Annotated in this window: 12 protein-coding genes and 1 pseudogene; 9 read left to right on the forward strand and 4 right to left on the reverse strand. The window is 60.0% G+C overall.

Features of this window, described 5'->3' with window-relative positions:
- Window position 1: 1 nt before the first annotated feature.
- Window positions 2–1,351, forward strand: a complete 1,350-nt coding sequence (rlmD, locus tag TC41_RS03065; RefSeq protein ID WP_014463520.1) for a 23S rRNA (uracil(1939)-C(5))-methyltransferase RlmD — start codon at window positions 2–4, stop codon at window positions 1,349–1,351.
- 78 nt (window positions 1,352–1,429) lie between these two features.
- Here the strand turns inward: rlmD and TC41_RS03070 are convergent, their stop codons facing one another.
- Window positions 1,430–2,389, reverse strand: coding sequence for an alpha/beta hydrolase family protein (locus TC41_RS03070; protein WP_041694961.1), 960 nt, complete (start codon window positions 2,387–2,389; stop codon window positions 1,430–1,432).
- 30 nt (window positions 2,390–2,419) lie between these two features.
- The gene (locus tag TC41_RS03075) at window positions 2,420–2,875 is read right to left on the reverse strand and encodes a hypothetical protein (protein ID WP_014463522.1); all 456 of its coding nucleotides are present in this window, start codon (window positions 2,873–2,875) and stop codon (window positions 2,420–2,422) included.
- 238 nt (window positions 2,876–3,113) lie between these two features.
- On the opposite strand from TC41_RS03075, the pseudogene TC41_RS03080 reads away from it, so the two are divergent.
- The 3 genes and pseudogenes from TC41_RS03080 (at window position 3,114) to TC41_RS03090 (ending at window position 5,788) form a co-directional block, all read left to right on the forward strand.
- A pseudogene (locus TC41_RS03080) lies at window positions 3,114–3,701 on the forward strand (IS607 family transposase).
- Window positions 3,673–4,824, forward strand: coding sequence for an RNA-guided endonuclease InsQ/TnpB family protein (locus tag TC41_RS03085; RefSeq protein ID WP_014463525.1), 1,152 nt, complete (start codon window positions 3,673–3,675; stop codon window positions 4,822–4,824). Before TC41_RS03080 ends, TC41_RS03085 begins: the two are co-directional and overlap by 29 nt.
- A 211-nt stretch (window positions 4,825–5,035) precedes the next feature.
- Entirely contained in the window at window positions 5,036–5,788 is a 753-nt protein-coding gene (locus TC41_RS03090) for a DUF6904 family protein (RefSeq protein ID WP_237700082.1), read from the forward strand.
- A gap of 524 nt (window positions 5,789–6,312) precedes the next feature.
- On the opposite strand, the gene TC41_RS03095 is transcribed toward TC41_RS03090, so the two are convergent.
- Together TC41_RS03095 and TC41_RS03100 are read right to left on the reverse strand one after the other, a co-directional pair.
- Window positions 6,313–6,954, reverse strand: a complete 642-nt coding sequence (locus TC41_RS03095; protein WP_237700015.1) for a winged helix-turn-helix domain-containing protein — start codon at window positions 6,952–6,954, stop codon at window positions 6,313–6,315.
- 213 nt (window positions 6,955–7,167) lie between these two features.
- Window positions 7,168–8,172: an AEC family transporter gene (locus tag TC41_RS03100; RefSeq protein WP_049784315.1), complete on the reverse strand. Its 1,005-nt coding sequence runs from the start codon at window positions 8,170–8,172 to the stop codon at window positions 7,168–7,170.
- Between the two features lie 158 nt (window positions 8,173–8,330).
- Here TC41_RS03100 and TC41_RS03105 point away from each other — a divergent pair, with 158 nt between their 5' ends.
- The 5 genes from TC41_RS03105 (at window position 8,331) to TC41_RS17115 (ending at window position 14,557) form a co-directional block, all read left to right on the forward strand.
- Window positions 8,331–9,569, forward strand: a complete 1,239-nt coding sequence (locus TC41_RS03105) for a cation:proton antiporter (protein ID WP_041694962.1) — start codon at window positions 8,331–8,333, stop codon at window positions 9,567–9,569.
- 71 nt (window positions 9,570–9,640) lie between these two features.
- Window positions 9,641–10,135 (forward strand): DNA starvation/stationary phase protection protein Dps, encoded by a 495-nt coding sequence (gene dps / locus TC41_RS03110; protein ID WP_014463532.1) that lies wholly within the window; start codon window positions 9,641–9,643, stop codon window positions 10,133–10,135.
- A 234-nt stretch (window positions 10,136–10,369) separates the two neighbouring features.
- Window positions 10,370–11,851 carry a rhamnulokinase gene (locus TC41_RS03115; protein WP_237700016.1) on the forward strand — a complete coding sequence of 494 codons (1,482 nt, stop codon included), beginning with the start codon at window positions 10,370–10,372 and terminating at the stop codon, window positions 11,849–11,851.
- Window positions 11,852–11,868: 17 nt separating this feature from the next.
- Window positions 11,869–13,911 (forward strand): bifunctional rhamnulose-1-phosphate aldolase/short-chain dehydrogenase, encoded by a 2,043-nt coding sequence (locus tag TC41_RS03120; protein ID WP_041694963.1) that lies wholly within the window; start codon window positions 11,869–11,871, stop codon window positions 13,909–13,911.
- Window positions 13,912–13,972: 61 nt separating this feature from the next.
- A complete protein-coding gene (locus TC41_RS17115) occupies window positions 13,973–14,557 on the forward strand; it encodes an aldo/keto reductase (protein ID WP_308727036.1) in 585 nt (194 codons plus the stop codon).
- Window positions 14,558–14,575: the final 18 nt, after the last annotated feature.

Raw genomic sequence — 14,575 nt, forward strand, 5'->3', positions numbered from 1 at the left:
CATGGCGAACACCCAATCGCCGCCCGTCGCGGCGGGCGAGGAATACGAGGTCGAGGCCATCCGCCAAAACGACGACGGCGACGGGGTCGCCCAGATTCGCGGGATGACGGTGTTCATCCCGTTTTTGTTACCCGGCGAACGCGCGCGCGTGCGAATTGAGCAGGTAGAGAAGCGATTTGCGCGCGCTCGACTGTTGGATCGGATGAACGACGCGCCGGATCGCGTGGAGCCAAGGTGCCCGGTGTTTACGCGGTGCGGCGGCTGTCAGGTGCAACACATGGGGTATGCGGCGCAGGCGGGGTGGAAGGAGGCCCGGATTCGGCGGATGGCCGAGCGACTGGGGCTCGATACTGGTCTGGTTCGGCCCATCGAGACCTCGTGCACCCCTTACCGCTACCGGAATCAGGTCCAGATGCCCGTGCACTGGAACGAGGCCGCGCAGCGCGTGGAGATGGGCTTCTTCGAGCCCGGCTCCCACGACATGGCCGTGACGGAGACGTGCCTCCTCGTTCCCGAGGCGATGGACGACGTCCTCCGCCGCGCTCGCTGGTTTCTCACGTCGCTCGGGTCGACGGCGCAGTTTGTCCACCACGTCATTGTGCGGCAGTCGGACGCGACGGGCGACATGGCGGTGGTGTTCGCGCTGGCCACGGACGATCCGTCTGTCAAGCGATCCGTCGGCCGCTTCCACGCTCCGCAGGTCGCGCAGGTGGCGGTGACCGTCCAGCCCCGCGCGCATGGGCCCGTGTGGGGACCGACCGTTCACGTCATGAAGGGAGAGGACCACCTTGAGGAGAACCTCTGCGGGCTGCGCGTGCGGTGGTCGCCGCGGTCGTTCCTGCAGGTCCAGGCCGACATGGCGGAGCGCATGTACCAACACGTGGTGCGCGCTGCCGAGATCCGGGAGACCGACGTCGTGATTGACGCCTACTGCGGCATTGGCGCCATGACCCTGCTTCTGGCGAGCCACGCGGCCAGGGCGTTGGGCGTCGAAGAGGTGGAGGACGCCATCCAGGACGCGCGCGCCAACGCGAAGCTGAACCAGGTGCGGAACGCGGAGTTTGTCGTCGATCGCGTCGAGCGCTGGCTGCCGCGCTTCGTGGAAGCGGGCAACCGAGCCGATGTGCTGGTGTTCGATCCACCGCGAAAGGGCGTGGACAGGGCCGCGATTGAGGCGGCCGCCGAGGCGAACGTTGAGCGGCTGGTCTACGTCTCCTGCAATCCGGCCACACTGGAGCGCGATCTTCGCCTCCTTTCCGCGCGCGGGTTCTATGTGACGGACATGCAGCCGTTTGACATGTTCCCACAGACGTCGCACGTGGAGTGCGTGGTGACCATGCGGCGAGGGTAGCGATGCCACCGGCCCGCCCATGTGGCGGGCTCTTTTCCGCGCGTTCTCCATTGGCCCCGCCTTGCGGCGCGGCGGTCCTCATGGCCGATGGCTGGCGTCAGGTTCTGCGCAAATCGAGTGAATCCAATCGGCGATGTCTTCGATGACCTGGGGATGCACGTGTTGTGGTACCTGGTACTCCCGTTTCGCCTTTCGGATATCTCCGTGGACTGACGGCATGAAAAGGTGATTGAGGTTCGCGTAGAGCTTGAATGTGGCGTTTGGTCTTTGGCCAAGCAGCTTGCGATACCCGTTGAAATCGCTCTCCACCGACACGTGAAAGTCCTTGTCGCCCTGCAGAATGAGAATGGGCTTCGTCAAATCGCGCAGGTAGCGCTCGCTCGGGTGTTCTCCCATCTCCTTGAAGTAATAGGCTGAGACGCGGCGGTTCAAGAGTTTTGTCGCCTTGGCCTCTTCGTCGCTGAGTTCGTAGAGACGCGAAAATTCAGCCGTCAGCTTCGCAATCTGGCGCTCGGCGATTCGCTTCACAAACCGGTTGCGCAGCCCGTTGAGAACCGCAAGATTTTGGTCCATCATGATCTCCTCGAGTCTCCGGGGCGATCCCGCCATGATGATGATTCCCGCAAAATTCCCTCCCTCCGCGTCGATCCGCGGCGCCAGCATGCCACCCAGGCTGTGGCCGATGAGAAAGACCTGGTTCGGCGCTACGCGCGGGTGGTGGCGCAGGAGCGCCGTCGCGCGCAAGGCATCCTCGATGGTCTCCTCCCGGACGGTGATGTAGGGGAGGCGGCGCATCTGGTTGCGGTAGACATAGGTCCGCTTGTCGTAACGAAGCACGGCGATGCCGCGCGCCGTCAAACCCTCGGCAAGATCGCGAAACGGCGCGTTGTTCCCGACGCGTTCGTCCCGGTCATTCGGCCCAGAGCCGTGGACCAAGAGCGCGGCGGGCAAGTCGCACTTTTCGCCGTCCGGGAGAGACAAGCGCCCCGGCAGCGGATAGTCCGTGTCCGAACCGACGATCACGTCTTCCTCGAGCATGAGACCGTCCTCCTCGCCGCGGTTCACATGTCACACGGAACGAGCTCGACGAAGCCGGAGCAGTTCGGAGTCGTGTTCCAGCGCGTGCACCGCCAAGGTCTCGAGCATGCGATGGTGTTGCGCCTGCGTGCCTCGCACGTCGACCATATCCGAACGGAGCCCAGCGTACATCGTGTTGGTGGTGGTCACCATGGAAATCAATTGGGTGAGATGATGTTCATGGCGCGCCAAGGTGAGGGACTGCTCATCCAGCAGGCGCCCGTGTTCGCGGAGCAGATTCGTGTGCTCATCCAGCGTCTCGGTGTGGCGCCGCAACGTCTCAGCTTGCGTCACCAGTTGATGTTCAACCGCTGAGAGGCGGGTTTCGACGCGAGCGAGTCTCCCTTCGATGCCATCGAGCCGCCGCTCGATCTCCTGTCTCAGGTCTGAAATGAGGACCTGGAGTCCCTCAATCGCCGTCAGAATAGCCTGAGGCTGTTGTTCCATCGATCATTCGCTCCTTGCCCAGACGAGGATAGGGAAAACGACCGCCATGAATCGATAGAGCGATGATAATCCTGTTCAGAAAGAGGATCAAGAGGGTTAGGTTTATCATTTTGTAAACGAAATCTACGTGAGTAGACGACTCTCCGTTTTCGTCTGTTTGGATTCCATCTATGTACTATCGGGGTCAAGAACTGCTCACATGATGGACAATCATGTACATTTAGTGTATTTTATTTCTATGAAACTCAGTGATTGGGCAAGAAAGAACGGAATTACGTACAAGACCGCCTGGCGTTGGGTCAAAGAAGGCCGGATGCCCGTGCCTTTTGAGCAAACTCCTTCGGGCACCATTCTTGTTCACGAACCCGAGTCTTCCACGGCGAATGCCGTGGCCTTGTATGCCCGCGTGTCAAGCGCCGATCAAAAAGCCGATTTGGATCGCCAAATCGCACGGCTCATGGAATTTGCAACGGAACAGAAGCTTGTCGTGTTCAAGGCGGTTACGGAAATTGGTTCGGGACTCAACGGGCATCGACCGAAGCTCATGAAACTACTGTCCAATCCAGATGCGCATACGATTGTGGTGGAGCATCGGGATCGGCTCATGCGGTTCGGGTTTGAATACGTCGAGGCGGCTTTGGCGGCTCAAGGCCGACGAATCCTCGTCGTGGAGCCAGGCGAGGTCAAGGACGACTTGGTGTAAGACATGATCGAAGTCCTCACGTCGTTTTGCGCGCGGTTGTACGGGCGGCGTTCCGCTCGTCACCGCGCAAAGCGCGCTTTGGAGGTTCTCGAGCATGAAGATTCATCGGGCGTATCGGTATGAGTTGGCGCCGAATCGGATGCAACGGGTCCTGCTTGCCAAGCACGCAGGTGCGGCCCGATTTGCGTACAATTGGGGGCTTGCCAGACGCATCGCGCTCTATGAAGAGACGGGGCAAAGCACGAACGCCATCGAACAGCACCGGGAACTCAATCGCTTGAAGAAAACCGACTTCCCGTGGATGTACGAGGTCTCCAAATGCGCCCCGCAGGAAGCGCTGCGGGACTTGGATCGCGCGTTTCAACACTTTTTTCGCGGGTTGAAGGAGGGACGCAGGGTCGGATTCCCTCGCTTCAAGAAAAAAGGGCGCGACGATTCATTTCGCCTGACGGGTTCGATTCGCGTCTTGGACAACGCCATACAACTGCCTCGGCTCGGGCGGATTCGGCTGAAAAGAAAACCGCATGTCGAAGGCCGAATCCTGTCGGCGACGGTCAAGCGGGAGGCGGACCGATGGTATGTGAGTTTGTCGGCAGAAACGGAGATTCCGGACCCTGTTCCACCTTCGGGCGAGCCGGTGGGTGTGGATTTGGGTATTTCGTGCTTTCTCGCGTTGTCTGACGGGACGAAAATCGAGGCGCCAAAGCCGCTCGCCCGATACCTTCGCCGCTTAAAGCGGCTGTCGAAGCGGCATAGCCGAAAGAAACCAGGCTCGCGAAATCGGCGGAAGTCGGCGCTGGCGCTTGCTCGGCTGCACCGGAAGATCCGCAACATACGTCAGGACTTTTTGCACAAAGTGACGACGGAGCTCGCGAAAACCAAGCGAGCAATCGCCATGGAAGACCTGCATGTGCGAGGCATGGTGCAGAATCGAGCGTTGGCGCGAGCCATTTCGGACGTGGGTTTTGGCGAGTTTCGACGAATGTTGACGTACAAGTGTGCGTGGTATGGCTCGGAACTCATCGTGGCACCACGGTTTTACCCGAGCAGCAAGACGTGCTCGGCGTGCGGGTACGTGATAAGCGAGCTGCCATTGTCGGCGCGGGAGTGGACGTGCCCGGCGTGCAGCACGCGGCATGACCGCGACATCAACGCAGCGAAAAATCTTTTGAGAATCAGTACCGCGAGTTCCGCGGGAAGTGACGCCTGTGGAGATCCCTCTGGCGGGGCGGCCTTGGGCTGCTAGTCATGGGTCGTGGAAGCAGGAAGCGAGAAGTGGACATTTGTCCATGAATTGCAGAACGGTTTGCACTGGGGTAACTCACGCGCTGTCACAACGAGTGTGATACGTTACGATGAATCTATCACAGGGTCGGTATCGAGTCACCGGAGGCGTCCGGTATGACCCGCAGAGATTCGATGCTCACATGGTCAAAGATATCGCGCTTGACGGAGGTATGAACGTGCTAAAAGCAGTCAACACGCCTCACCACCTGGGCATTGAGGTGAGTGGGGATACCGAAGACTTTCAAACATTGTATGAAGCGCTTTGGAATTTAGCTGGGGACGAAGATCAATGGTCCGAGTTGGAGGAGGCACGCCTTCGCATTCTCGCGGTGTGCTACGATCTTCGCCATGCCCTACAAGGGCATCGCGAAGTCGAGGTATACGACAACGGATTGACGCCTGGGATGATGCGAACCTGGGGCCGAATTGGGCCGCGAGAGAACGTTCGTTTCGCCTTTAAGATCCTGTATCCTGAGGCATTGTTCGTCACGGCGGCTCTGAACGACTTCTTGTTCATCTACACGGGCCCCCATGGCGAAGCCATCACATCTCGAGCACACGCGGATCAGATGGATCTCAACATCGTGTACGGGCGGTATTTCCAGACGCTCGTGCTCCGCTGCGCGGAGGAGATCACCAGCAAAAGCGGCTTTAAGCGCCTGCGGAAAGCCTTGAATACCCAGTTCCCGTGGACCTACCAATACTTCAGTCAATACCTTGACTACCTCGATGACGAGTTCGTGCAGAAGCGCCCCGAGCGGCGTGGCGTCATCTTACCTACGCTGGTCGAACGAATGACGTCCAAGGGGCCAGAATACCAGGAAATAGTGAATTCCATCCTCCGATACGCGGACGAGCATGGGTGTACACCCGACGAGGTCAGGTTCATAGACGAGATCGACTGGGATAATCTGGTGTGGTGAGGGCCGGCTGGTCCTGTGAAGGATACCTCGGGCCAGAGGATTCCAGCCGATCACGACATTACTGCCTATGCTCGGCGCCTGGGCGAGGCATCCGGCTTCATCCTTGCGTGATTGGCACGAAATCCTTGGGCCCATCCTCACGATTGCCGGTATCGATGAACCCCTCGTCTATCTGGAGGACGAGCGCTTGGGCTCGTTGTGCGTTGCGTCTAAGGAGCGGGTGGCGTCCAGATGTTGGGGATCTTTGGATGGCTCGCTCTGTTCGGCCAATCGCGTGGACGTCACAAATCATGGTACAACACGCCAACCGTATGCATTTGCTGCATGCGACGAGAGGGTATCTCGCCCGCGAACAAGGGGCTGAGCCGCTGGTGCGCGCTATCAATGCGTGGCTCGCGGAGAACTGGTCGATCCAAGCTGAGAGGGGGCAAGAGATCTGAATGCGTTGGTTCCCGGATACAGGCGGTTGTCATCCAGAGTTAGTACACGGACGAGCATGGCGAGGACGGGCCAGGCCCTTGGCTTTACCGTGCCGACGTACGGCGATAGACATAGCCCCCTTGGCGCAGTCCCTGTACCAGTATCCCAGCGGGACCCAGTTTGCAGCGGAGGCGTGACACGAGTTTGGCGATACCCTTCGGATTGACGTGCCCTTGCCAAAGAGCTTGAGCAATTTCGTCGCGACTCACGACTTCATCCTCGCGACTTATGAGGAGATCCAGTAACTTTGCCTCCATCTCGGAAAGCGGAACCAAGCGGTGTTCAATGAGCAAACAGCGTTCGTTCTGTTTGTAGTGGACCCCGAGTCCGAGATTGACGGATACAGGAGGAAGCGAGGGCAGGCCGTCCGGCACGCGGAATCGCTTGAGAAAAGTCTGTGCATCACCGCCGATGAACGTGCGAATCGCCGAAAGCGGGTCGGTCAAAAATCCAGACAAGCCAAGAGCGCGGGCCCGTTGCCAGTCGCGCTCGGTGAGTGCCGATCGAACCAAAACGTAGTGCAGTCGGTGTCGCGGAGAAGACTCTAACATCTTCCAGAATGCATCATTCAACTTCAGCGCTCCATCAATGAAGACGTCTTCCGAACATGCTGCAGCGAGCGCGATGACGCGCTCGGCCGTCTTGCACGTCCGTAGCTCACATCCCTCCAGCACGATGGCAAGCATGCGCGCGAGACACAGTTCGTCTGTGCACAGGATGATACGCATGGGTTCACGCTCCTGACCATCCGCACAAGGTCCCTCTTCTCAAGAGTCTACACATTCTTGCTCAATATCCCATGTTCACAACTTCTATTGCTAGCAAAATGCTAGCGAACTTCCTTGCGTCGATCGCGTAGACTATCCTCATGATCTATCAAAACTTGGAACTGTTCAAAGTTAGGAGGCGGAAACAGCGAAGCCTACGCGGATGGTGAGTATGTTCTTCGTGGCAGGATTAGGGCTAGTCGCTGTGCCTAATTGTGGCTGCTGATGACAGTAGCGCTGTCGGACCCCCGCGTCGTAGCGGCCTGCCAGCGCCACGGTATTGACCGCGGCCGGCATGCTCGCTTCGACAAACAGGACGGGCGCAAGCAGTCCGCGAATGTCGAGCGCCCAAAGCAGCAGTTTCCCCATCACCGGTACCATGACGACGCGCAGCGCGACGCCAAGCCGTACGTCCCTCTGCAAGGCCGCAGACCAGCGCGTTCGCTCGAGCTGCACGCCCAGGATCAGCAACACGACGGCCGTGTACGCATCTCCCAGCAGCTTGGCCGCCGTGCCCAGGCTGCCCGGAAGGGCGTGGTGAACCAGCGACAACGCAAGACCCAGCGCGCTCGCGTAAAGAAGCGGTGACCGATACAGCGCCTTGAAGCCGCTGCCTTCGGCGCGCCCACTCGCCGCGATGGATAAGCCGAGCGTGTTCACGAGGAGAATTTGCAGGATAACGTAGAGTGTCCCGAGCGCGAAGCCCTGCGTGCCGAACGCCAAAAGCAGCACGGGCAGCCCGTAGTTGTTTGAGTTGCTGAAGATGGTCGTCAGCATCAGCGCGCGAGAGGTCGGATGATCCAGCCGAAACAGGCGGCCCGCCATCCACGCCGCCAACCAGCAAAACGCCGTCATCGCTGCGGTGAACGCCACAATTTGCACGACGTAATCGCTATCCAGATTGGCGGACGGCAGGGCCGAGAGGATGAGCGCCGGTGCCAAAAGGTACAAGGCGACGGTGGAGAGCGATCTCGTCTCGACATCCTGGTATCGCGCCACAAGCGCGCCTGCAGCGCAGACCACCACAATCGGCACCGTGATGCTCCGCAGAAGGTGCAAGAAGCTCATTTCACAGATCCCATATCTCGGTGATCTCGACCACGAAGCCTCGGCCACGTCACTCTTTCTCTTCGTCACCGGAATTCTCCTGCTCATCCGTTGACGAAACCGCCTCTTTCTTGTATAAAGGAAGTGCACAGTCGCCGATACGCGCGGCGAGTTCGAACTGAATCTCGCGAGAACACAGGTGGAGTCTGTCAAACGACAGGCTCCTTTTCGCGTTTTGGAGGTGCTCAATGGCGTCGAATCCCCTGCAAGTTGCGGAATCGTACCTCTTCGCGCTCTTTGTCATGCTCGCGTCCGGCGCTCTTGCCTCGCGGTTGGCCGAGCGGTTGCGCCTGCCCGACATCGTCCTGTACGTCCTTGTAGGCTTCTTGCTCGGGCCCTCGGCGCTCGACGTGCTGCGCATCCCCGAAGGCGGGGCGTTTCACGACGCCGTCCTCTCGCTTGGCGCAGCTTGGATTGTGTTTCAGGGCGGGCTCGAAATGCGGTTTCAGGTTCTGCGCCGCATCTGGCTGTCCGTCCTCCTTCTCGCCACGCTCGGCCTGGCGATCACGGCCGCAGTCGTCGGCGTCGCCGCGCATGTGGCCCTGGGGCTTCCCATGCTGTCGGCACTCCTCTTGGGCTCGCTGCTCGCCTCGACGGATCCCGCCTCGCTCGTGCCCATCTTTCAGCGCCTGTCCATCCGCGCGCGGGTGGCGCAGGCCGTGATCGCCGAGTCTGCCTTCACGGACGCCACGGGCGCCATGTTGACGGCGCTGGTGCTGAGCCGGGTGATGGCCGCCGGCGCCGATACGCACGTGAGTGCAGGCGATCTCGTCGAGCAAATCGCGCGACTCGCCCTGGGGGGAGCTGCGATTGGCGCCGCGTTTGGCCTTGCTGCCGCGTGGCTCATCAGCCGGTACGCGCCTCCCACACCGGGGGGCCGCTCGCTGTATCTCGTGCTCGCGGCGCTCGGCAGTTATGCCACCGCCGCACAACTCGGTGCCAGCGGCTTCATGGCGAGTTTTGTGGCCGGGATGGCTCTCGTTCATGCGCCCAAGCGATGGCCGAGGGTGGAAGAGCCGGCGCGCGCTCTGCTTGAGGGATTTGTGGACGGAATGTCGCTGCAGTTTCGCATGATGATCTTCGTGTCGCTCGGCAGCCAGATAAGCCTGCGGCTCTTGTCCCAACACGTTTGGCTCGCGCTCATCGTGGTTGCCGTGTTCATGCTTGTGGCGCGCCCGTTGACGGTGCTGGCGAGTCTTCTGCCGGATCGGCAGGCGAAGTGGAGTTGGCGCGAAATCGCCTTTTTCTTCTGGGTGCGCGAGACGGGGACCATCGCCATTGCGCTCGCTGGTCTGGTCCAGAGCTCGCAGATCCCGGGTGCGCAGGTCTTCACACAGGTGGCAGCCACAGCCGTGCTGATCACGTTGTTGGTCCAGGCGAGCACCACGCCCCTTGTGGCGCGATGGTTACGCCTCATCGAGGCATGAATCCGGAAACCTTGGGTTGTGGGACGCGTTGGGGTATACTGAACACAAGCCTATTCCAATGGAGGTGTCCTATGGCTACGAACGTCTCCCAGTTGAAGCGCACGCGCATCGATCTCGCTGACGACGTCAAAAGGCGGATGATTGAGCTCCTCAACACACATGTCGTGCATCTCACGGATCTTTGGAACCAGACGAAACTTGCGCATTGGAACGTCCGCGGTCCCCACTTTTTGTCGTATCACGAGATGCTCGACACACTCGCCGCTCACCTTGTCGAGGCCATCGACGACGTGGCGGAGCGGGCGACGGCGCTCGGCGGCGTGGCGGGGCTGCCAATCCAGGACCTCGCGGCTCAGACGAAGCTCCCGAAATGGGACCTGTCCGTCACGAAGGACGTGGAAGTGCTGAAGGCCCTCGCGGATCGCTGGGCCGTCGTCGCGAACGAGGCGCGCAAGTTCATCGAGGAGTCGGAAGAGCACGACCCGGACACCGCAGACTTGTTCACCGAGGTCTCGAGGCAGTTAGATCAGGACCTTTGGTTCTTGGAAGCGCACATCGAACATTGACAGTTCTCGCTTGCAGAGCCCCGCAATCATGGCGGGGCTTTTTCGCGCCGTTGGGCACGAATTCGCGCCCGTCCGCCGTGAGACGCCCCTATTCGACCATATTATCGAGAGCCACATCCGGTGTTCATCCCTGATGAGTCTACTTTTTCGGTCATAAACAAAAATAAAACAACACAAAACAGATTTGTTCGTGTATAATCACTCTTGTGAGAACCCTTTCATGAGTGTGCGGGGGTGAGTCGAGTGCTTCATGTCGCTGCGGTCGATCTCGGCGCATCCAGCGGCCGCGTCATGCACGGCATGTTCGACGGATCGCGACTTGCACTGGAGGAGCGCCACCGATTTTCGACTCGCCCCGTCAAGCGCGACGGCCACCTGGTCGTCGATGTCGACCATCTGTATCGCGGTATCCAAACAGGTCTCGGGTGCATTGTGTCTGCGCATCCAATCGCGTCGGTGGGGATTGACTCGTGGGCCGTGGACTTCGGCCTGATTGACGAAGCGGGACGGCTCGTTCAGCCACCGCGTCACTACCGGGACGGCGCCCACGAGGTCGGCGTCCGCCGCGCGCTGGAGCGCATCTCGCTCGAGGACCTGTTTCGCGAGACGGGCATTCAATTTCTTCCGTTCAACACCATCTATCAGTTGATGTCGTTGCAAGACGAGAACGAAACGCTTTTGTCGAGGAGCCGTTTGCTTCTGCTTTTGCCTGATCTCTTGAATTTCATGTTGACGGGCGTCGCGCACGCGGAGTGGACCAATGCCACCACGACCCAGCTTGTGTCGGTGCGCACGAAGGGATGGGCCACCGAGGTCTTGGAGCGGCTAGGATTGCCCGCGAGTCTCTTCCCGGAAATCCGGAGCCCCGGCACTTCACTCGGCCCGGCTCGCCACCTGGTGGAGATTGGACCGCCACAGGTGGTGCACGTCGCCTCCCACGACACGGCCTCCGCGGTCGTGGCCGTCCCGGCGATGGGCCAACCGTACCTCTACATCAGCTCAGGAACCTGGTCGCTCGTCGGAACCGTGGTGCCAGAGCCCATCGCGTCGGATGATGCGCTTCGGTGGAACTTTTCGAACGAGGGCGGCGTGGGCAATTACCGTTTACTTAAGAACGTCATGGGCCTGTGGCTTCTCCAGGAGCTCGAGCGCGAATGGGCGACAAGGGGCGAGCCGGTATCGCTGCCCCAGATGTTGCAGGAAGCCCAGCGTGCCCAACCGTTTGCTCATCTTTTCGATCCCGACCACCCTCGATTTCTCCGTCCGCCATCCATGACGGAGGCCATCCAACAGGCGGTGAAGGAATGGGGAGGCCATCCGCCGGAGGAGCGAGGCGAAATGGTTCGAGCGGTCCTCGAGTCGTTGGTGCTCAAGTACCGCGTCGTGGTGGAAGAAGTGAAAGCTCTCACAGGGTTTCACTACGACGCCTTGCACGTGGTCGGGGGTGGCTCGCAAAACGCGCTTCTCTCCCAGTGGACGGCGGATTGCTTGGGTCTTCCGGTGCTCGCTGGCCCCTCGGAGGCGAGCGCGTGGGGAAACGCGCTGATGCAGCTCGTCGCTCTCGGCGAGATATCGAATTTGGAAGAAGCGAGAGCGCTCCTGCGGTCATCCGTTACGCTTCGCACGTACGAGCCGGCAAATACGGCATTGTGGGAAGACGCATACGCGTGTTTTCGCGAGCGCCTGAGCCATCATCCGACACTGGCGAACTCGTGATCAAGGAGGAAACTGCTGTGATTGTCACACAGGAAACCACCGTTCTCCAGGAGCTTGTCGACCGATCTCGCCGCCTCGGCGCGGATCGCAGCGTATGCAATTGGGGTGGGGGAAACACGTCCGCCAAGACCACCATGCTCGATCACATGGGCCGCGAAATCCGCGTCATGTGGGTGAAAGGCAGCGGTTCCGACCTCGCCGAGGCGACGGAGAAGAGCTTCACCGCGCTTCGGCTCGACGAAGTGCTGCCGCTCATGGAGCGCGACGCGATGACGGACGAGGAGATGGTCGACTACCTCGCCCACTGCATGGTGGAGGCCAAGCATCCGCGATCGTCCATCGAGACTCTGCTTCACGCCTTCATCCCGCACGCGCATGTGGATCACACGCACCCGGATAGCATCATTGCCATCTGCACGAGCACCAACGGGCGCGAGGTGGCCAAGGAGATTTTCGGCGATCGCGCTGTGTGGGTCCCGTACCTGCGCCCGGGGTTCGCTTTGTCCAAGCTCGTCGCGGAGGCCGTGCGGGCGAATCCCCATTGCGAGTGCGTGCTGATGGAGAAGCATGGCCTCATCACCTGGGGCGAAACGTCCGAAGCCTGCTACGCCAACACCATGCGCATCATTGGTGAGGCTGCGGAGTATCTGAAGGCGAAACAGCGGGGGCGCCTGGCCTTCGGCGGTGTGAAACATCCCGCGCTGCCGCAGGAAGAACGGCGGCGCATCGCTGTGCAGATCCTGCCCTTTGTCCGAGGCATCGTGAGCGAACGGCAAGGCGCTATTCTCTCCTACGATGACAGCCCCGAATTTCTCGAATTCGCGGGCAGCCACGATGCGCCGTCGCTCTCGCAGGTCGGTGCGGCCTGTCCGGATCACCTCGTTCATACCAAGCGTCGGCCGTTGTTTGTGGATTGGTTCCCTTCCGAAGGCGTCGACGCGCTGAAAGAAAAACTGAGGGCGGCGCTTACGGCCTATCGGGACGACTATGCGGCCTATTACGAACGGAACGTAGATCTCGACGTGCCCATGCACGATCCGTTTCCGCGCATCATCCTGATTCCGGGGCTCGGCGCTATCGGCACGGGCAAGAACAAGAAAATGGCGAACATTGCGCTCGATCTGTACCGGAGAGCCATCGCAGTCATGCGCGGCGCGACGGCGCTCGGCGAGTTCGTATCGCTCAGCGAGAAGGAGTCGTTTGACGTCGAGTATTGGCCGCTCGAGCTCTACAAGCTGACGCTCGCGCCACCGGAGAAGGAGTTGTCGCGCAAGGTCGCGTACATCACCGGTGGGGCAGGCGGGATCGGCAGCGCCACCGCGCGGCGCCTTGCGGAAGAGGGTGCGCACGTCGTGATCGCGGATCTCGCCGTGGACGCGGCCCGGCAACTTGCCGACGATCTCTGCACCGAGCACGGCCCAGGCGCGGCCATCGGGGTTGCGCTCGACGTGACCCAAGAGGAGGCGGTCGTGCGATCCATCGAGGAGGCCATCCTGGCCTACGGCGGGATCGATCTCTTCGTCTCGAACGCGGGCCTCGCCAGCTCGGCGCCTATCACCGAGACCTCGCTCGAAGAGTGGAACAAGAACGTCGCGGTGCTCGGGACGGGTTACTTCCTGACGTCGCGGGAAGCGTTCCGCGTGATGGTGGAGCAGGGCTGCGGCGGCGCCATGGTCTTCGTCACGTCGAAGAATGCCGTGTACGCAGGCAAGGACGCGTCCGCGTACAGCTCCGCGAAAGCCATGGAGAATCACCTCGCGCGTTGCTTGGCCGTCGAAGGTGGGCCGCACGGCATTCGGGTGAACATCGTGCTTCCCGACGCGGTGCTGCAAGGATCGCACATCTGGAACTCGGCCTGGCGCGAGGAGCGCGCGCGCGCGTACGGCATTGCGCCTGAGGAGCTCGAGGACTACTACCGCAGTCGGACCATCCTCGGCGTGAACATCTTGCCCGAGGACATCGCGGAAGCCATCCTGTTCTTCTGCTCGCCGAGATCGGCCAAAACGACCGGATGCATGCTCACGGTGGACGGAGGCGTCGCCGCCGCGTTCCCGCGGTGAGGCGCCTTCTATTAAGGTCCATTTAAAAAAGCACCTTTCGAATGGAGGCTTGATGAGGTGGATGAAATATAGAAAGCTTTTGTCATTAGATGTCTCTATTTTAGGTCTCGGGGCATCGCCATTCGGTGGAGTGTTTGGAGGTGTTGAGGAAAGTTCGTGCATTAAGTGCGTTTACGCGGCGCTGGACGGGGGGATAAATTATATAGATGTTGCACCTTATTATGGTAATACTCGAGCGGAGACAATATTGGGTAAAGCGCTTCGAGGAGTACCCCGCGATCGGTATGTGCTCTCCACCAAGGCCGGGAGAATAAGCGAATCTCATTTTGATTTTTCCGCCGGGCATCTAAAGCGGAGTGTAGAACAGAGCCTACGTCGGCTTGGAACAGACTACGTTGATATTTTATACATACATGACATAGAGTTTGCACATCCACAACAGATTTTTGAAGAAGCTATTCCGTGTGCAATGAGGTTAAGGGATGAGGGAAAGGTGCGCTTTGTGGGGGTTTCCGGATATCCGCTTACTGTTCTTGAACGAACGTTAGATAATAGTGATATAGAAATTGTGCTTTCTTACTGTCATTATACCCTTATTGACAACAGTCTTCTGGGTTTAATTCCTAAGGTAAAACCAAGGGAGTAGGATTGGTTAATGCATCTC

Origin of the sequence: Alicyclobacillus acidocaldarius subsp. acidocaldarius Tc-4-1, assembly GCF_000219875.1 — a bacterium.
GTDB classification, from domain to species: Bacteria; Bacillota; Bacilli; order Alicyclobacillales; family Alicyclobacillaceae; genus Alicyclobacillus; species Alicyclobacillus acidocaldarius_A.